General features: G+C 64.4%; 16 protein-coding genes. 2 read left to right on the top strand and 14 right to left on the bottom strand.

Going from position 1 to position 18479, the window contains the following annotated elements; all coding sequences use genetic code 11:
* Nucleotides 1–36: 36 nt before the first annotated feature.
* The 6 genes from IGS58_RS01290 to IGS58_RS01265 form a co-directional block, all read right to left on the bottom strand.
* A complete protein-coding gene (locus IGS58_RS01290; RefSeq protein ID WP_034788693.1) occupies nucleotides 37–882 on the bottom strand; it encodes an ABC transporter permease in 846 nt (281 codons plus the stop codon).
* On the bottom strand, nucleotides 879–1820 hold the full coding sequence (locus tag IGS58_RS01285) for an ABC transporter permease subunit (protein WP_230520486.1): 942 nt from the start codon (nucleotides 1818–1820) through the stop codon (nucleotides 879–881). Before IGS58_RS01285 ends, IGS58_RS01290 begins: the two co-directional genes overlap by 4 nt.
* Nucleotides 1821–1827: 7 nt before the next feature.
* A complete protein-coding gene (locus IGS58_RS01280; protein ID WP_230520485.1) occupies nucleotides 1828–2976 on the bottom strand; it encodes an ABC transporter ATP-binding protein in 1149 nt (382 codons plus the stop codon).
* Between the two features lie 137 nt (nucleotides 2977–3113).
* Nucleotides 3114–4574, bottom strand: coding sequence for an aspartate aminotransferase family protein (locus tag IGS58_RS01275; protein ID WP_230520484.1), 1461 nt, complete (start codon nucleotides 4572–4574; stop codon nucleotides 3114–3116).
* 12 nt (nucleotides 4575–4586) lie between these two features.
* Entirely contained in the window at nucleotides 4587–5957 is a 1371-nt protein-coding gene (locus tag IGS58_RS01270; RefSeq protein WP_034788700.1) for a glutamine synthetase family protein, read from the bottom strand.
* A 54-nt stretch (nucleotides 5958–6011) separates the two neighbouring features.
* Nucleotides 6012–6779, bottom strand: coding sequence for a gamma-glutamyl-gamma-aminobutyrate hydrolase family protein (locus tag IGS58_RS01265; protein WP_230520483.1), 768 nt, complete (start codon nucleotides 6777–6779; stop codon nucleotides 6012–6014).
* Nucleotides 6780–6818: 39 nt separating this feature from the next.
* Here IGS58_RS01265 and IGS58_RS01260 point away from each other — a divergent pair, with 39 nt between their 5' ends.
* Nucleotides 6819–8207, top strand: coding sequence for an MFS transporter (locus IGS58_RS01260; RefSeq protein WP_412101865.1), 1389 nt, complete (start codon nucleotides 6819–6821; stop codon nucleotides 8205–8207).
* A gap of 6 nt (nucleotides 8208–8213) precedes the next feature.
* On the opposite strand, the gene IGS58_RS01255 is transcribed toward IGS58_RS01260, so the two are convergent.
* The 5 genes from IGS58_RS01255 to IGS58_RS01235 form a co-directional block, all read right to left on the bottom strand.
* Nucleotides 8214–9038 carry a hypothetical protein gene (locus tag IGS58_RS01255; protein ID WP_230520482.1) on the bottom strand — a complete coding sequence of 275 codons (825 nt, stop codon included), beginning with the start codon at nucleotides 9036–9038 and terminating at the stop codon, nucleotides 8214–8216.
* The gene (locus IGS58_RS01250; protein WP_070254672.1) at nucleotides 9035–9601 is read right to left on the bottom strand and encodes a sigma-70 family RNA polymerase sigma factor; all 567 of its coding nucleotides are present in this window, start codon (nucleotides 9599–9601) and stop codon (nucleotides 9035–9037) included. Before IGS58_RS01250 ends, IGS58_RS01255 begins: the two co-directional genes overlap by 4 nt.
* Nucleotides 9602–9650: 49 nt before the next feature.
* Entirely contained in the window at nucleotides 9651–11540 is a 1890-nt protein-coding gene (locus IGS58_RS01245; protein ID WP_230520481.1) for a beta-propeller domain-containing protein, read from the bottom strand.
* Nucleotides 11541–11634: 94 nt separating this feature from the next.
* The gene (locus IGS58_RS01240; RefSeq protein ID WP_070254674.1) at nucleotides 11635–12258 is read right to left on the bottom strand and encodes a trimeric intracellular cation channel family protein; all 624 of its coding nucleotides are present in this window, start codon (nucleotides 12256–12258) and stop codon (nucleotides 11635–11637) included.
* 4 nt (nucleotides 12259–12262) lie between these two features.
* Complete coding sequence (locus IGS58_RS01235; protein ID WP_230520480.1) at nucleotides 12263–14692, bottom strand: penicillin-binding protein 1A; 2430 nt, start codon at nucleotides 14690–14692, stop codon at nucleotides 12263–12265.
* Between the two features lie 138 nt (nucleotides 14693–14830).
* Between IGS58_RS01235 and IGS58_RS01230 the strand changes: the two genes are divergently transcribed.
* Nucleotides 14831–15724: an HTH-type transcriptional regulator ArgP gene (locus IGS58_RS01230; RefSeq protein ID WP_230520479.1), complete on the top strand. Its 894-nt coding sequence runs from the start codon at nucleotides 14831–14833 to the stop codon at nucleotides 15722–15724.
* On the opposite strand, the gene IGS58_RS01225 is transcribed toward IGS58_RS01230, so the two are convergent.
* Genes IGS58_RS01225 through IGS58_RS01215 form a run of 3 tightly spaced genes read right to left on the bottom strand, consistent with a single transcriptional unit; the run spans nucleotide 15725 to nucleotide 18454 of the window.
* Nucleotides 15725–16597 (bottom strand): ABC transporter permease, encoded by an 873-nt coding sequence (locus IGS58_RS01225; RefSeq protein WP_230520478.1) that lies wholly within the window; start codon nucleotides 16595–16597, stop codon nucleotides 15725–15727.
* Nucleotides 16594–17439, bottom strand: coding sequence for an ABC transporter ATP-binding protein (locus IGS58_RS01220; RefSeq protein WP_230520477.1), 846 nt, complete (start codon nucleotides 17437–17439; stop codon nucleotides 16594–16596). Before IGS58_RS01220 ends, IGS58_RS01225 begins: the two co-directional genes overlap by 4 nt.
* Nucleotide 17440: 1 nt before the next feature.
* The gene (locus IGS58_RS01215) at nucleotides 17441–18454 is read right to left on the bottom strand and encodes an ABC transporter substrate-binding protein (RefSeq protein WP_442908348.1); all 1014 of its coding nucleotides are present in this window, start codon (nucleotides 18452–18454) and stop codon (nucleotides 17441–17443) included.
* Nucleotides 18455–18479 lie beyond the last annotated feature (25 nt).

Raw genomic sequence — 18479 nt, 5'->3', positions numbered from 1 at the left:
GGTCGTCTCCTGCAAGGTGAAAACGCCAGCTTACTCCTAGTCTGCCAAATAAGCCGCAGACATCTGCTTGCGCCGTCTCCGGTCGGCGCGCGCCAGCATCACGGCATACGCGATCACGGCAAGCGTCACCACCAGGATGGTCAGCGCGGCGATGGCATTGACGCGCGGATCGAGCCCCAGGCGCGCGCGCGAGAAGATCACCAGCGGCATCGTCGTCGAACCGGGACCGGACAAAAAGGCCGACAGCACCACGTCGTCCAGCGACAGGGTAAATGTCAGCAGCCAGGCCGACGCCAGCGCCTGCGTGATGTTCGGCAGGGTCACGAGGAAGAATACCTGGTGCGCGCGGCAGCCCAGGTCCATGGCCGCTTCGGCCAGGGATTTACTCATCTCCTGCAGGCGCGACTGCACCACCACGGCCGCATACGCCATGCCCAGCAGGGTGTGGCCGAGCCAGATGGTCAGCACGCCACGTTCGGGGAAACCGAAGACCTTTTGCATGGACACCAGCATCAGCAGCAGGGACAGGCCGATGATCACTTCCGGCATCACCAAAGGCGCGCTGACCATGGCGGAAAACACCGTGCGGCCACGGAAGCGCTGGTAGCTGGTCAAGGCGAAGGCGGCAAACGTGCCGAGGATGACGGACGATGTGGCCGACATGAAGGCGATCTTCAGGGACAAACCGAAGCCCGAGATGATTTCCGTGTCGCTCATCAACTCGCTGTACCAGCGCAGCGAAAAGCCGCTCCACACCATGTCCTGGCGCGAGCTGTTGAACGAAAAGACGATCAGCACGATGATGGGCAGGTAGAGGAACAGATAGCCGAGAGAAAGCCAGCCACGGCCGAACCAGCGCTGCAGGAAATTACGTCCGTTCATGTGCGTTCCTCCGCGTTCTGGTCCGTCTTGTATTTGTTAAAAATGGCCATCGGCACGAGGATCAGCAAGACCACCAGCACCGTCACCGACGAAGCCATGGCCCAGTCGTTGTTCGTGAAATATTCATCCCACAGCACGCGGCCGATCATCAGGGTTTCCGGGCCGCCCAGCAGCTCGGGAATCACGTATTCGCCCACGGACGGGATGAACACCAGCATGGCGCCGGCGATGATGCCCGATTTCGACAGGGGCACGGTGATGCGCCAGAACGCCTGCAAGGGCGTGGCGCCCAGGTCGGCCGCCGCTTCCAGGAAGCGCATATCCATTTTCACCAGGTTCGCGTACAGGGGCAGGATCATGAAGGGCAGATAGGCGTACACCATGCCCACCACCAGCGAAAACGAGGTGTTCATCATGTGCAGCGGTTCGCTCACCACGCCCAGCGCGATCAGCAGGTCGTTGAGCAAGCCGTGGTTGGCCAGGATACCCTTCCACGCATACACGCGCAGCAGGAAAGAGGTCCAGAACGGCAGCATCACCAGCATCATCAGCACGGGCCGGATCGATGGCTTGGCGCGCGCCATGAAGTAGGCGAACGGGTAGCCGATGAAGAGGCAGATGGCGGTCGTGATGGCCGCGTATTTCAATGAACTGAGATAGGTGAGCAGATACAGTTCATCGGCGGCGATGAACAGGTAGTTGGCGATTTTGACCTTCAGCACGACGATGCCGTCGACATACGACAGCAGGCCGCCGAAGGGGCTGCCCGCCGTGTCCATGTCGGACAGGCTGATACGCAGCACGATCAGGAAAGGCACGAGGAAGGCTGCCGCCAGGAACAGCGAGGGCACGGCGATGACGGCGCCGCGGCCAGCATTTCTTCCCGTTATCCAGCGCAAGGTGACCAGACCGCGCAGCATTTGCAAAATGGACGTCATGATGGCCTCAGCTGGTCAGCACGACGATGTCGGCGCCATCCCACCACACCCACACGCGCTGTTCGCGCTCGAGGCGCGCGGCGTCGTGGCGGGCCGCGTTGGTGCGCGAGACTTTCACCACCGTGCCGCTGTCGAGGCGCACGTGGTAGCTGGTTTCATTGCCAAAATATGCCATGGCGACGATCACGCCCTGGGCGCAGTTGTAGCCGTGTTCCTTTGGTGACGCCCGCTCTTGCAAGGCAGGTGGCTCGATCTGGATGCCGATTTTTTCGGGGCGCACGGCCACCGAAACATCCATGCCCAGGTTGCCCGTGATGCCGTGCGAAACATAGTGCTCGCCATCGGCGGTGGCGATGACCACGTGGTCGGGTTCATCTTCCGTGATGCGGCCGTCGAACAGGTTGACGCTGCCGATGAAGTCGGCCACGAAACGGCAGTTCGGCGTCTCGTAGATTTCGCCGGGAGCGCCCACCTGAAGGATGCGCCCTTCGCTCATGACGGCGATGCGCGTGGCCATGCTCATGGCCTCGTCCTGGTCGTGCGTGACCATCACGCACGTGACGCCCACCTGCTCGATGATATTGACCAGTTCCATCTGCGTGCGTTCGCGCAGTTTTTTATCCAGCGCGCCCAGCGGCTCGTCGAGCAGCAGCAATTGCGGCCGCTTGGCCAGGCTGCGCGCCAGCGCCACGCGCTGCTGCTGGCCACCCGACAGCTGGTGCGGCTTGCGCTTCGCGTATTGGCCCAGCTGCACCAGCGCCAGCATCTGCTCGACGCGCGCCGCCACTTCCGCCTTCGGCAAGCCGTCGCGGCGCAGGCCGAAGGCGATGTTGTCCCACACGGACAAATGGGGGAACAGCGCGTACGACTGGAACATCATGTTGATGGGGCGCTGGTGCGGCGGCACATCGACGATGCTGTTGCCCGCCAAAGCGATGCGCCCCGACGTCGGCGTCTCGAAACCGGCCAGCATGCGCAGCAGGGTCGACTTGCCGCAGCCTGAACTGCCGAGCAGGGCGAATATCTCGCCCTTGTTGATCGTCACGGAAATATCATTGACGGCGCGCACGCCATCGAATTCCTTGACCAGTTGATCAATCAGCAAGAAAGGCGCTGGGGCGTCGCTGGCCGACGCGGCGGGTGTTGCTATCGTCATTGTGGGTGGCTTCTGGGTAAGAGGGTGTCAAAATGAAAAACTGGCCACTACAAAGAGCGGCCAGGATGGAAGTTTAGCGGAACTGCCGCCATTGCGGTCCAAAAAATGCGCAGATGGCGGCAAAATGGGGCAAAAACCTACACCCAGCCCTTCGCTTTCACGTCCGCATGCGTCTTGTCCAGGCACACGCGTATCAAGCCCACCATTTCATCGATCTGCGCGCGCGTCATCACCAGCGGCGGGGCGACGATCATGCGTTCGCCCACGGCGCGCATGATGACGCCGTTGTCGAACATGTGGCCGCGGCAGATCATGCCCACGCCCTGGTCCTCGTCGAACAGCTCGTTGTCATGCACGGTGGCGCCCTTCTTGCGCACGAGGTTCAGGCCCGCGACCAGGCCGCAGCTGTCCGCATAGCCGACCAGCGGATGTTCGCCCAGGCTGGCGAAGCACTGCTTCAGGTACGGTCCCGTATCGTCGGCCACCTTCGCCACCAGCTGCTCTTCCTCGATGATGCGGATGTTTTCCAGCGCCGCCGCGCAGGCAACGGGGTGGCCGGAATACGTGAAACCGTGCGTGAATTCGCCGCCCTGCTCGATCAGCACCTTGGCTACCCTGTCTCCCACCAGCACGCCGCCCAGCGGCACATAGCCGGAGGTAACGCCCTTGGCAAAGGTGATCAGGTCGGGCTTTATGCCGAACAGTTCGGAGCCGAACCAGCGCCCCAGGCGGCCGAAGCCGCAGATGACTTCATCGGCGATGAGCAAAATGCCGTACTTGTCGCAGATGCGCTGGATCTCCGGCCAGTACGTCGATGGGGGGATGATGACGCCGCCGGCGCCCTGCACCGGCTCGCCGATGAAGGCGGCCACCTTGTCGGCGCCGATTTCCAGGATCTTGTCTTCCAGCCAGCCAGCCGCCTTTACACCGAATTCCTCGGGGCTCAAGCCGTGGCCCGACTCCAGGTAATTGGGCTGGCCGATATGCGCGATGCCGGGGATGGGCATGCCGCCCTGCGCATGCATGCCATCCATGCCGCCCAGCGACGCTCCCGCCACCGTGCTGCCGTGATAGGCATTGTGGCGGCTGATGATGGTATGTCTCTCCTTGTAGCCGAGGATATCCCAGTAGCGGCGCACCATGCGCAAATTCGTGTCGTTGCCTTCGGAGCCGGAACTGGTGAAGAACACGTGCTGGAACTGCGGCGGCGAGATTTGCGCCAGCTTGGCGGCCAGTTGCGCGGCCGGCACGTTGGTCGTGCCAAAGAAGCTGTTATAGAACGGCAGCGTCTCCATCTGCCGGTACACGGCTTGCGAGATCGACGTGCGGCCGTAGCCCACATTCACGCACCACAGGCCCGACATGCCGTCGACGATCTTCTTGCCCTGGCTATCCCACAGATAGACGCCGTCGCCGCGCACCATCACCCTGGCGCCCTTGCTGGCCAGGTCCTGGAAATCGGTGAATGGATGCAGGTAGTGGGCCGAGTCTATTTTCTGGATGGCGGCCGTGTCATACACCTGCGGCGCCGCGTTTTTCTGCGCCACGGAGGCGACCAGGGCGGCGCTCGGCGCCAGCGGATTGTTTGTTGTACTCATTGCGATCCTTTCTTAAACGTGGAGCAGAAGATGCTCGCGCTCCCAGGGGCTGATGACGGTCATGAACTCCTGGTGCTCCAGGTCCTTGATGGCCGCATACACGTCGATGAAACGCTCGCCCAGCACCGTGCGCAGCTTGTCTTCCGCGCGCAGCAACTGCAGGGCTTCGGGCAAGCCTTGCGGCAGTTCGAACTTCATGTCGTAGGCGCTGCCCACCATCATCGGCGTCGCTTCCAGCTGCTCCGTCATCCCGAGATAGCCGCAGGCCAGCGTGACGGCCAGGGCCAGGTAGGGATTGGCGTCGGCGCCGATGATGCGGTTTTCCACGCGCCGGTCCTGCACGCCCGACTCGGGCACGCGGAAGCCCACCGTGCGGTTGTCCAGGCCCCACTGGATGTTGATCGGCGCGGCCGTATGGCGCACGATGCGGCGGTAGGAATTCACGTAGGGCGCGACGATGGCCATGGCCGACGGCATGTAGCGCTGCAGGCCCGCGATGTAATGCTTGAAGATGGGCGCGGCCGAACCGTCCTCGTTGCTGAAGATGTTCAGGCCTGTCTTCGCATCGACGACGCTCTGGTGCACGTGCATGGCGGAACCTGGTTCACCCGCCATCGGCTTGGCCATGAAGGTGGCGTACATATCGTGTTTCAGGGCCGCTTCACGCAGGGTGCGCTTGAAGAAAAACACCTTGTCGGCCAGGCCCAGCGGATCGCCGTGCAGGAAGTTGATTTCCATCTGTCCCGCACCGATCTCGTGGATCAGCGTATCGACGTCAAGGTTCATCAATTCGCAGTAATCGTAGATATCCTCGAACAGGGGATCGAACTCGTTGACGGCGTCGATGCTGTACACCTGGCGGCTCGTCTCGGCCCTGCCGCTGCGGCCGATGGGCGGCTTCAAGGGCAAGTCCGGGTCCGTGTTTTTCGCCGTCAGGTAGAACTCCAGTTCCGGCGCCACCACCGGTTTCCAGCCCTTGTCCGCATACAGTTTCAGCACGCGCCGCAGCACGGAGCGGGGCGCGAAATCGACCAGCATGCCGTCGGCGAAATAGCAGTCGTGGATGACTTGCGCGGTGGGATCGGTTGCCCACGGCACCATGGTGATGGTGGTGGGATCGGCCTTCAAGATCATGTCGCGGTCGGTGCTGGAAATGGCGCGGTCGTAGCCCCCATCGTCGACCGGATAATTGCCCGTCACCGTCATGCCGAGTACCGCTTCCGGGATGCGCATGCCGCGCTCCTGGGTGAATTTCCCGCGCGGCAGGATCTTCCCGCGCGCCACGCCCGTCAGGTCGGGTACCAGGCATTCGATTTCCGTGACGCGCTTTTCATTGAGCCACAAATCCATATCCGTATAGGTGAAATTTTCACGTATTGCCATGTTTCCCTCTCGCTGGTCTTGATCGAACACCGCGTACTGCGTGCGGCGCGCCTGTCATCCTGTCTTTCTATGCGGCTGTTCCTGGTAATCGCGGCAAGCCTGGCCGAAGGCGCCGAACAGGTGCATGGAATGCGGATTGTCTTCCACCTGCCATTCCGGGTGCCATTGCACGGCCAGGGTAAAACCGGCGGCGCTGGCCACCGTATAGGCTTCCACCAGGCCATCGTCGGCCAGGGCTTCCACCAGCAAGCCATCGGCCAGCCGGGCGATGCCCTGGCCATGCAAGGAGTTGACCATCATTTCGCTCTCGCCACCCAGCAGGCGTGACAGCAGGCCGTCGGGCATCAACTTGATGCGGTGCGCTGGCGCGTACTGGCGCGCCAGGGGATCGAGCACGTTCTCGCGATGGTCCTGCATGCCCGGCACCGCGTGCACGGCCTGGTGCAGGCCACCGCCCAGGGCCACGTTGACTTCCTGGAAGCCGCGGCAGATGGCGAGCAGGGGCAGCTGGCATGCCAGCGCGGCGCGGATCAGGGGCAAGGTGGTGGCGTCGCGCGCGGGGTCTTGCGGCAGGTCGGGATGGAGGATATCTTCGCCATACAGGCGCGCGTCGACGTTCGAGGCCGAGCCGGTCAGCATCACGCCATCGGCGATCTGCAGCGCCGCTTCCAGATCCGCATCCGCGCCCAGGGCGGGCAGCAGCAGCGGCATGCAGCCGGCACCGCGCAGCACGGCGTGCAGGTATTTATCCTGTGCCATGTGCCAGACGTGGCTGCCAAGCTGGCGCTGGCAGGCGGGAACGAGAACGATGGGACGGCGCATGGGGCTTCCTCGCTGGCGTGACGATCCAATGACAGCACCGTGACGGCGCTGCCGCTCGCTTCACTGTACAGCAGAGCCGGTAGGGGCGGCCACACGGATGGACGTGGCCAGCGGCGGCACACATCGCCTACACTACGGCTTTGCAGTATTGTCCTTATTAAAATCATCATATGCCCGTCCGGCGCCAAACACCAGCGCCGCAGGCAAAGTCCCTTACTTTCCCATGCATCCACACCGTTTTCCAGCCATACCGACCACCTTTTCCACCCTGCGGGGGCAGCCATGAAGCACATGCCGTGGCGCGATTTCTTCGCCCTCGTCGTCAGCATCGGCGTCGTGGGCCTGGGCCTGGGCGCCACCATGCCGCTCACCGCCCTGACCCTGCACCAGCGCGGCGTGGGCACGGACATCATCGGCATGATCACGGCCGTCAGCGCCCTCGGCATCCTTGCCGCCTCGCCGTTCGTCTCGCGCTGGGTAGGGCGTTTCGGCGCGCGCGCCACCATGCTGGGCGCCGTGTGGGTGGCGTCGCTGGCGACGATCGCCATGCAGTTTACCGACCACCTGCTGGCGTGGAGCGTGCTGCGCTTCCTCTTCGGCGGCGCCATGGGCGTGCTGTTTACCATCGGCGAAGCGTGGGTGAATCGCCTGGCGCCCGATAATTCGCGCGGCCGCGTGGTCGCCATGTACACCACCAGCTTTACCTTTTTCCAGCTGATCGGCCCCGCCCTCGTGGCGCTGTTCAACGACAAGATCAGCTGGAGCTTCGCCGCCTGCGGCCTGCTGTTTTTGCTGGCCGTGCCGGGCTTGATGCTGATCTCGAACAGCGGCCCGGAACGCGAACCGGAAGAACACGGCGTGAAGTGGACCCTGATCCTGCCGCGCATGCCGATGATCGTGCTGGGCGCCGCCTTCTTCGCCCTGTTCGATACCCTGGCATTGAGCTTGCTGCCGCTGTACGCGATGGAGCACGGCATCGGCACGGACCTGGCGCTGCTGTCGGCCACCGTGGTGCTGGTGGGCGACACGGGCCTGCAATTCGCCTTGGGATGGATGGCCGACCGCTTCGGCCGCGCCAAAGTCCATGCGGGCTGCGGCGTGGCCGTCTGCCTGCTGCTGCCGCTGCTGCCGTTTGCCGTCGGCACGCCGTGGCTGTGGTGGACCCTGCTGCTGTTGCTGGGCGCGGCGGCGGGCGGCATCTACATGCTGGCGCTGGTGGCCTGCGGCGAGCGTTTCACGGGACTGTCGCTGACCAGCGCCAGCGCCATCGTCAACGCCACCTGGGGTGTCACCAGCGGCGGCGGTCCCCTGTTGACGGGCGTCCTGATGCAATCGGTGGGCGTGAACGCCCTGCCGGCAGTGATGTGGGTATGCGCCGCCATTTTCGTGGGCAGCGCCGTGTGGGAGCGCAGGAAGGGAATCGTCTAGCGTTTTTTACTTATTCTCCAGCCGCTGCCGCAATTCCTCGGCCACAGGGTAGTCGGGATAGGCTTGCCGGAACGCCGCCCATTCCTCCTGCGCCAGCGCACCTTCGCCCGCCTTCAAGAGGGCGTCAATCTTCACCAGCCATACGGAAGCGTCGAGCTTTGCGGGCGGCGGCATCGGCGCGGAGCGGGCCGCAACGGGCGCGGGCTTGGCCAGCGCCCGCTGCACCGGTGCCTGGCGCTGCATGCTGGCCTCGGCCTGCATGGCCGCTTGCTGCTCCATCGCCTGAGGCATTGCCGTGGCCGTGGCCGGGGGCGGCGGGGCCGGGGGCGGCGGGGCCGGGGGCGCTGGCGCTGGCACGGGTATTGGTACTGACACGGGTGCCGGCACTGGCTCGGCCTGCGCTGGCATCCTGGCTGCCGCCTTGGCCATGGCACGCGGTGCCGGCGGCGGTGGTGCAGACACCGTCGCGGGCGCAGCGGCCGGTTCGGACATCACCTCCTGCGTGACCGGCTCCCCGACCACGGGAAATTGCGCAGGCTTCGAGCCGAACCAGTCCACGCCGATCAGGTTCACCGTCAACAGCACAGCGGCGGCCAGCCCCAGCGGGACGCGCCAGCGCTGCAGATAGTCCGGTGATTTCTTTGCAGGCAAGGTGCGCTGCACGCCATCGGCGCTGTCGTTCGCCGCTGCCGGCTTGTGCAGGGCTTTTTCCGCGTCCGCCAGAATGGCCGCATCGAGCGCGCTGGAAGGCGCGGGCTGCGGCAGGCTGGCCAGCAGCGCGTTCAATTCTTCGTCGTGATGATCGTCATGATCGGTATCGTGCGTATTCATGCCTGTCCTCCCGCGCCAGCGGCGCTGTCCAGGCCCGCGCGCAATTTCTGCATGGCGTAGCGCAGCCGGCTCTTGACGGTTTCCGCCTCCGCCCCCGTCACCACGGCGATCTCGAGGATGCTCATGCCGCTGAACTGCTGCAGCACCAGCGCTTCCTTTTGCTCCACCGGCAGCGCGGCGATGGCGGCATGCAGCAGCGTGTGCTGCTGTTTCTGCTCCAGCGATTGCGGCGGTGATGTGCCCTCGTCCGCCAGTTCGCCCACGTCGTCGTGTTCCTGTCCTTCCCGCTGGCGCAGGATGTCGATCAGGCGGTTGCGCGCGATCTGGTACAGATAGGTGCGGAACGCCGCCTGCGGCTGGTAGCCGGCGCGCGCCGCATGCAGGCTGGCCCACGCGTCCTGCGCGATCTCGTCCACCCACGCGCGGCGTGGCGAACGCCAGGCCACGAAGCGGTACAGGCCCTGGCTATGGCGCCGGTACAGTTCGCGAAACGACGGCAGGTCGCCAGCGCTGTAGCGCAGCATCAGGTCTTCATCCGTCACGGTAATCAGGGTATCGGGCATAAGAACCAGTGTAGCCGAACTACGCGGCGGCGACAATTTCGCTACGCCGTCAGCGTGCAGCAGGCGCAATGGGTGCATAGCTGATGCGGCGCAATTCGCGGATCTGTCCATCCTTGAACGCCCCTTCCACCAATTCATAGCCGAGCAAAGCGAAGACTCTACCCTGCAGGAACAAGGGGCGCGCATTGCCGTACCAGTCCACGCAGGACGCGCGGCAGCCATCGTCCGGCGTTTGGCCGGAGCGCGCCGCCAGCGCGCCCAGTTCCGTCAATTGCAAGCCGCTGTTGCGCAGATAGAGAACGGATGCGGCTGACTTGTTGAGGCCAGGCCGCTCGTCCGCGCCCAGGATGGGCAAGCCGATCATGCCCTCGCCGGCCGCTTGCGGCTTGTAGAAAAAGCCGTGGCTGCGCGACTCGCCCTGCGCCGCATCGGCGCGGATATAGCGCGCGGCAACCGCCGCCTGCGCACCCAGGCGGATGCTGCTGAAGTGCAGATCCCGTCCCTGCGCGCCGATCACCACGGCGTCATCGCCCAGCGCCTCGATGCGCTCCACGCCGTGCGGCAACGACAAGGCTTGCACACTGCCCGCATCGGCCCAGCGCACGGCATACAGGGGCTGACGCGGCCAGGCCTGATCCGCCTGCCGGCGCCCGGAATTTCCCGGATTGCCGTACAACAGATAGGATCCGACATAACGGTTCTGCAAACCGTAGCCACCGCCACCGGGCAGCGCCTTGTAGCTGCTGGCGGGCGCGCTGTCGCGGCCATCGGAAAACGACGCCAATGGCACGCGCAGCAAAGCCATGTCGCCCCGCCCTTTTGCGCCATCCCACATGCCATCGCCCTGGCCTTCGGCACGCAGCAGGACATTCAGATGGCCGTCAACGCTTTCCAGGAACGAGAACTGGTCGACGGGGGCACCGGCCACTTTCAGGGCGCTGGGCGCGCTGCCATCGAGGGGAATGCGGAACACGCCGGAGTCGCTGCCGCGGCGCGTGGTCCACACGAACACGGATTCGCCCGACACATAAAACACGCGGCCCTGCGGTCCCATCACGGCGGTCGCCTCGCAACGCATGTCGCGCTGTGCCAGGTCGCACACGGTGACCGTATGCAGGGTCAGGCCGGCGCCCATCTCGGGCTCTTCATCGGTGCGGTAGATGCGCGTGGCCGGAGCGATGCGCTTGAAGTCGGACGGCACGGCGTCGGGGCGCCAGCGGCGCAGCGCGGGAAAACCGCTGAACGGGTCGCCACGGCGCAAGTTCAGCGACAGGGGCGAATAGAACACCAGTTTGCTGCCGACCAGGCGGCTCGCGTAATTGCGCGAGGAATAATAATCGTTGGAGCGCAAGTGATAGGTAGAGCGGTAGGCCAGCTTGCCGTCCGCGTTGACGTCGAACAGGCCGATCTCCGTACCGCCACGGCTGTAGCTGTAGCCGATCACCACCACCGTATCGCCGTCGATCAGCATCTCGTCATACCAGCTGCCCGACGGGTCGCTGCCCGGCGCGAACGCGTCGAGCGAAGACACAGGCTGCAAGGCCTTGCCGCCCACCTGCACGGTGAACAGCTTGCCGCGCCTGAGCATCACCAGGTGCTTGCCATGCAGCTTGACGATGCCGCCTTCGTCCACGCCTGCCGTCTGCACATTGGTGACCGATTCCGCCGCTTCTGCCGATGCTGCCGGCGCGGCTTTCGCCGCCATCGGCGCGGGAGGGGCCGGCGCTGATACCGCCATGGACTGCGCCGTGGCGCGCTGCAGTTTCTGCTGCTCCCTTTGCAGTGCCGCCTGGCGCGACTGCAACTGCTGCAGGTAGCTGCTCAATGCCTGCTCGCTGGCAAACGGCGCCAGGGTCTTGCGCGGCGCCGTGCCGGCGGCGTGGCTGCCTGCCGACAGCAGCAGGGACAGTATCAATGTGATCTTGAGGGCGCTGGACATCGCTTCTTCTCCGGTTGGCTGGGGTGTCCAACATGAAACGCAGCGACGGAGAAAAAGGGGTTAAACGCGCGTGAAAATATTCACGCCGCTGCCGTTACTCGAAACCGCGTATGCGGTCGCCGTTGAAATTCGGCAAGCGCCATTCGAAGTGCAAGGCCAGGAAGCGGAACAGGAAACCGGCGCCGATGGACGCCAGCTGCGCCACGGAGCTGTCGACCTTGAAGTACAGCAGGCCCACGTACAGGCTGCCCGTGAACAGGGCCACGGTGGCATACACTTCGCGCTGCAGCACGAGGGGGATCTGGTTGCACAGGATATCGCGCAGCAGGCCGCCGAAGACGCCAGTGATCATCCCTGCCAGCACGACGATGGCCGGGTGCATCTTGGCCGACATGGCGATGTCGCAGCCGATCACGCAAAACGCCACCAGGCCCAGTCCGTCGACCAGCAGGAAGATGGCACGCAGGTGGTGCAGGTAGCGCGCGACAAAGGCCGTGACGACAGCCGCGCCGATGGTAAACAACAGGTATTCGGGATGCGCGATCCAGCCCAGCGGATAGTGCCCCAGCAGCACGTCGCGCACGGTGCCGCCACCGAGCGCCGTGACGGTGCCGATCATGCAGATACCGAACAGATCCATGCCGCGCCGCATGCCCATGATGGCGCCGGACATCGCTTCGGCAACAATCGCCACCAGGTAAATCGTATATAACAACATGCTCTTACTCTTCCGAAAATGATTTGAGAATTTGTTCGCGTTCGCGCGCTTCGCTCAGGGTGCGCGCTTCGTGGCCCGTGCCGCTGGTGCCGCGCTCTTCGCCGTTGGCCAGGCGCGTATCGGCGCCCAGGCTGCCACTGCCGCAGCTGACGCTGCTGTGGATAAAGGCATGGTTATCCTTCAGGCAGTCGCCGGCCAGGTATTCCGCATACACGTAATCGCCATCGAGCAGGGACAGGCCAGGCGGTTCCGCCAGCACCTGTTCGCGGCGGCCCTGCACGGCCACCTGCATGTAGTCGCGCCAGACGGGCAGCGCCAAAGTCCCCCCGGTGGCGTTGCCCAGGCTTTTCGGCTGGTCGTAGCCGAGCCAGACGACGGAAACCAGGCCCGAGGAATAGCCGGCGAACCAGGCGTCATACGCGTTGTTCGACGTGCCCGTCTTGCCGGCCGCGTCGCCGCGTCCCAGCGCCAGCGCGCCGCGTCCCGTGCCGCTCTTGACGACGTCGCGCAGCATGCTGTCCATGACGTAGGCGTTGCGCGTGGAGATCACTTGCGTGCCCGGCGCCGGCTCGCCCTTGGCGCGTGGCGCCGCATCGCTGAACAGCACTTCGCCGCTGCGGCTGCGCACTTCCTTGATCAATTTCGGCGGCATCTGCACGCCGCCATTGGCGAAGACGGCGTACGACTGCGCCAGCTGCAGCGGCGTGACGGCGCCCGCGCCCAGCGCCAGCGGCAGGGAGACGGGATTGCGCGCGCCCTCGAAACCGAAGCGCGTGGCGTAGTGCTGCACGTAGCCGGGGCCGGCCGCCTGCATCAGGCTGACGGCGACGAGGTTTTTCGAGCGCACGAGGCCGCGCCGCACGCTGATGAAGCCTTCATAGTTGTTGCCGTAATTGCGCGGACGCCAGGGCCGCGCGCCCGTTTCCTGCGGCAGCAGCAAGCGCTGCGTATCGTCCACGGCCGTGCCGGGGAAATATCCCTTTTCCAGCGCCGCCGAATACACGAAGGGCTTGAAGCTGGAACCGGGCTGGCGGTAGGCTTGCATGGCGTGGTTGTAGTGGTTGCGGTAGAAATCGAAGCCGCCCGCCATGGCGACGATTTCGCCGCTGTGCGCCTCGACGGAAATGAGCGCGCCTTCCATCTCGGGCAACTGGCTCACCAGCCAGCGCATCTTTGCCGCGTCGTGCATCACGCGGATCACGCTGCCCTCGACGATGGCGCGCTTGCCATCCCATTGCAGCTTGCCGCCCAGGCGCGCATCCGATGCCGCCAGCACGATCTCGTCGCCATTGCGCAGCTGCGCCGTCAGCTGGCGCTTGCCGGTGGTCTCGACCTTGCGCACGAGGGCGGCGCGCAATTCTCCGCTGTCCGGATAAGGTGCCAGCTGGCGCGCCACGCTGTCTTCGGAAGCGGCCAGGCGCGCTTCCGGGCCACGGTAGCCGCGCCGCGCCTGCGCATTCAATAGTCCGTCGCGCAGCGACTTGTCGGCCGCCCGCTGCGGCGCCATGCGGATGGTGGTCGTCACGTCCAGGCCCATGCTGTAGGCGCCCTCGGGATAGCTTTGCAGGATCAGCTGGCGCGCTTCCTCGACCGCATACGCGGCCGCGTGCACGGAGCTGTTGCGGTCCTTGTTCAGGGCCAGTTTTTCCGCCACCGCCGCATCGTATTCGGCCGGCGTGATGTAACCGAGTTCGCGCATGCGCTGCAGGATGTAGTGCTGGCGCACGGTGGCGCGCTGCGGATTGGCGACGGGGTTGTAGGCCGATGGCGCCTTCGGCAAGCCGGCCAGCATGGCCGCTTCGGCGATGCTGACGTCGGCCAGCGGCTTGTCGAAATAGATATTCGAAGCGGCGGAAAAGCCATAGGAGCGCTCGCCCAGGTAAATCTGGTTCATATACAGTTCCAGCAGCTTGTCCTTGCCGTAGTGCTGTTCCAGCTTGTAGGCCAGCAGCATCTCCGTCAGCTTGCGCTGCACGGTTTTTTCACGCGACAGGAAGAAGTCGCGCGCCACCTGCATGGTGATGGTGCTGGCGCCCTGCGCGTGGTGGCCCGTGACGACGTTGGCGAGCGTGGCGCGCGTCAGACCATAAAAATCGACGGCGCCATGCTCGTAGAAACGCGCATCCTCGATGGCCAGCAAGGCCTGGCGCATGCGCAGCGGGATGTCTTTCAACGGCAGGAATTCACGGCGCTCTTCACCGTACTCGGCCAGCAGCTCGCCTTCGCTGGAGAAAATGCGCAGCGGCAGGGCGGGCTTGTACTGCGCCAGGTGCTCGACGGCGGGTAAATCCTGCCAGGCCTGGCGCAGCCACCAACCGCCCGCCAGGGTGGCGGCCATGCCCAGGCCCAGGGTCAATCCCAGGCCGAATTTCAGATTGCGCGCCAGCTTCGACTGGGGCTTGCGGGGGGTGCTGCCGTTCGCTTGTGCTTCCATGGTGGTATTCCCTTGCTGCCAGGAGGCCGCACGCTGGCGCGTGGCACTCCATCAAAGAGGTATTGTGCACTGCAACACACCCATCCTTATCAAAAGTAAGTATTATTTAGTATTGATAAATTTTTCTTATGTAAGGCAGTGACCATGGATCTCAATCCCAAGCACACGGAAGCGTTTCGCGCCGTCGTCGAAACGGGCAGCTTCGAGCAGGCGGCGCTGCGGCTGCATCTGACGTCGCCCGCCATTTCGCAAAGGGTGCGGGCGCTGGAAAGCCAGCTGGGCAATGCCTTGATCGTGCGCAGCCGTCCCGCGCGCGCCACGCGCATGGGCCAACGCCTGATGCAGTATCTGAAGCGCGCCAAGCTGCTGGAAGCGGACTTGCAGGCGGAACTGGCGGTGCAGCAGGATGCCCCGCTGACCCTGGTGCTGGCGCTGAATGCGGATTCGATGGGCACCTGGTTCTTCCCCGCCCTGTCCGAGGTGCTGATACGCGAGCGTGTGCTGCTGGACCTGACCGTGGAAGACCAGGACCACACGTATACCTTGCTGGAGACGGGCATGGCGATCGGCTGCATCAGCACGGAAGCCAAACCCATGCGCGGCTGCACGGCCGAGCCGCTGGGCGTGATGCGCTACTGGCTGGTGGCCACACCCTCGTTTCGCCAGCAGTGGTTCGCGCACGGCCTGACGCGCAAGGCGGCGCGCACGGCGCCCGTCGTCGCCTACACGCGCAAGGACACCTTGCAATCGTCGTTCCTGCAAGAAGCGCTGGGGTTGCCCGAAGGGGCTTACCCCTGCCATTACGTGCCGGGCGCCACCTCGCACTTCAACGCCATCCGCTATGGCCTCGGCTACGGCATGGTCCCCGAGCTGTTATTGAAGGCGAACACGGATGGCGAGCTGGTGGAAATGCTCACGCCCAAGACCCCGGCCGACGTGGCCCTGTACTGGCACACGTGGAAAGTGCAGTCGCCGCGCATGGAGCAACTGTCGCGGCAAATCATCGCGGCGGCGCGCAGCATGCTGAAATAGCTATCGTTGCATGCCCCAGCGTTTCAAGGTGACGCGCTCCACAGTGCGAAAGCCGATGTTTTCCACCAGCAAGCCGATGACGATGACGGCTGCCAGGCCAGCGAACACCTTGTCCGTGTACAGCTCGTTGCGGTTCTGGAAGATGTACCAGCCCAGGCCACCTTGCCCCGAGGTGGTGCCGAACACCAGCTCGGCCGCGATCAGGGTGCGCCAGGCAAACGCCCAGCCTATCTTCAGCCCCGAGACGATGGAGGGCAAGGCGCCCGGCACGAGGATGTGCAGCACCAGGCGCAAGCCGTTCAAGCCATAATTGCGGCCCGCCATGCGCAGGGTCTCAGGCACGCCCTGGAAGCCCGCATACGTGTTCAGGGCCAGCGGCCACATCACGGAATGGACGATGACAAAGATCAGGCTGGCGCGACCCAGGCCGAACCACAACAAAGCCAGCGGCAGCAGGGCGATGGCCGGCAAGGGATTCAACATGGCCGTCAGGGTTTCCAGCACGTCGCGCCCGATGCGGCTGGACACGGCCAGCAAGGTCAGCACGAAGGCGGCCAGCACGCCCACGGCATAGCCCTGCAGCAAGACGACGAGGGACGCGGCTGTGCGCGTGAGCAATTCACCACTGGCGATGCCGCCGATAAACGCCTGCGCCGTCTGCAGAAAGCTGGGCAGCAATAAATCGTTCTGCGTCCAGCGCGCCGCGCCTTCCCACAGCAGCGCCAGGCTGAGCAAAATGAACGCTTTGCGCCACAGCGCGTGCTGGCTCACACGCTGCCAGCGTGACAGCGGCTGCTCGACCGTGATGCCGGCCGGCGGCGGCGCCGCATACACGAACTCCTGGCGGATGGGCGGCTCCAGCAGCGCGCTCATACGGCCTCCCGCTGCGCAGTAACTGCTTGCGGGACAGGAGCCGCTTCCTCATCGAACAGCAAGCCGTGGATGCGGGTGCTGGCGGCCTGGAATTCCGCGCTGCCGGCGCTGTGGAGACCGAATTGATGACTGTTGAGTTCGGCGCGCACCCTGCCCGGATGCGGCGACAGCAGCAAAATGCGGTTGCCCACGACCAAGGCTTCCTCGATCGAATGCGTAACGAACACGAGGGTAAAGCGCAGCTCTTCCCAGAGGCGGCTCAACTCTTCCTGCATCTTGCGCCGGGTCAAGGCATCGAGGGCGGCAAACGGCTCGTCCATCAGCAGTACTTCCGGCTGCATGGCCAGGGCACGGGCGATGGCCACGCGCTGCTTCATGCCGCCCGACAAGGTGTGCGGATGGGCATCTTCAAAGCCGGCCAGGCCCACCTTGGCGATCCAGTGATGGGCGCGCTCGCGGGCCGCCACCTTATCCAGGCGCTTGCTGGCCAGCAAGGGGAACATGACGTTTTCCAGCACCGTTTTCCATGGCGGCAATTGGTCAAATTCCTGGAACACGACGACGCGGTCCGGTCCCGGCTTATGGATGGGCTGGCCCTGCATGGCGATGCTGCCCGCGCGCGGCGCGATGAAGCCGGCCACGGCTTTCAGCAGTGACGACTTGCCGCAGCCCGATGGCCCCAGCAGCACGAAACGGTCGCCGCGGAACACGTCAAAACTGACGTCATGCGTGGCGCGCACGGTGCGCTGCTCGGTGCGGTATTCCAGGCTGACATGCTTGACACTGAGCAAGGGCTGCAAGGTGACCGGAGGACGTACCAGGTGAAAAGCGGGCGCGTTCACATCAGCCTCCCTGCGTGATGGCGGGGTCGTCAAAAAAGTAATCGCGCCAGCTGTCGGGCAGGTTGCGGATGGCGCTCACGCGGTGCAGGAATTGCGCCAGGCCATAGGTGTTTTGCGGCGCGATCTTGAATTGCACTTGCGGGTTGGCAAAGATTTTCAGCAGCAGATTGCGGTCCACTTTGCTTTTATTCACCTTGATGTAGATGTCGGCCGCGCCTTGCGGGTTGCTGCTCGCATACTGCGCCGCTTCCGCCAGCGCGGCGATGAAGGCGCGGTAAGTCTTGGGATTGTCCTTGCGGTACTTTTCCGTCGCATACAGCAGGGTCGACGAGCTGAGTCCGCCCTGCACGTCATACGAGTTCAGGATGATGTGGGCGTTCGGGTTCTGCGCCAGTTCCTGCTCCTGGAACGGTGAATTGCCGAAGTGGCCGGTCAGCTCCGTGCCGCCGGCGATGATGGCGGCGGCCGCATCCGGGTGCGGCAGGGTTTGCGTGATTTTATCGAGGCGGGCGAATTCCTTGTCGCCCCACTGCTTTGCCACCGCCATCTGCAAGATACGCGCCTGCACGGAGACTGACACGGCCGGCAAGGCGATGCGGTCCTTGTCCGTCAAGTCCGCCAGCGTTTTCACCTTGGGATTATTGCTGACCAAGTAGTAGGGGAAATTGCCGAGCGAAGCCACGCCGCGCACGTTCTGCCGGCCTTTCGTCCGGTCCCAGATGGTCAACAGCGGACCCAGCCCAGCCCCCGCGATATCGATATTGCCCGACAACAAAGCATCATTGATGGCCGGGCCGCCAGACAGGGTGATCCACTCGACTTTCACATCGACGCCCTGCTGCTTGCCATGCTTTTCGATCAGCTTTTGTTCCTGCGCAATATTGAGCAGCAAGAAGGTGATGCCGTGCTGGCCCGCGATGCGGATCTGACCTTCGGCCCGGGCCATGGGCATGGCCATGCACAGCAGGGCGATGGTGGCGAGCAGGCGGCGGGAAAAGGTAAAGATCGGCAACATGGACACTCCTTGAGTCAGATCAACA

It is taken from the genome of Janthinobacterium sp. EB271-G4-7A (assembly GCF_020858075.1).
Lineage (GTDB): Bacteria > Pseudomonadota > Gammaproteobacteria > Burkholderiales > Burkholderiaceae_D > Janthinobacterium > Janthinobacterium lividum.
This window is presented reverse-complemented; position numbering and strand designations above follow the sequence as displayed.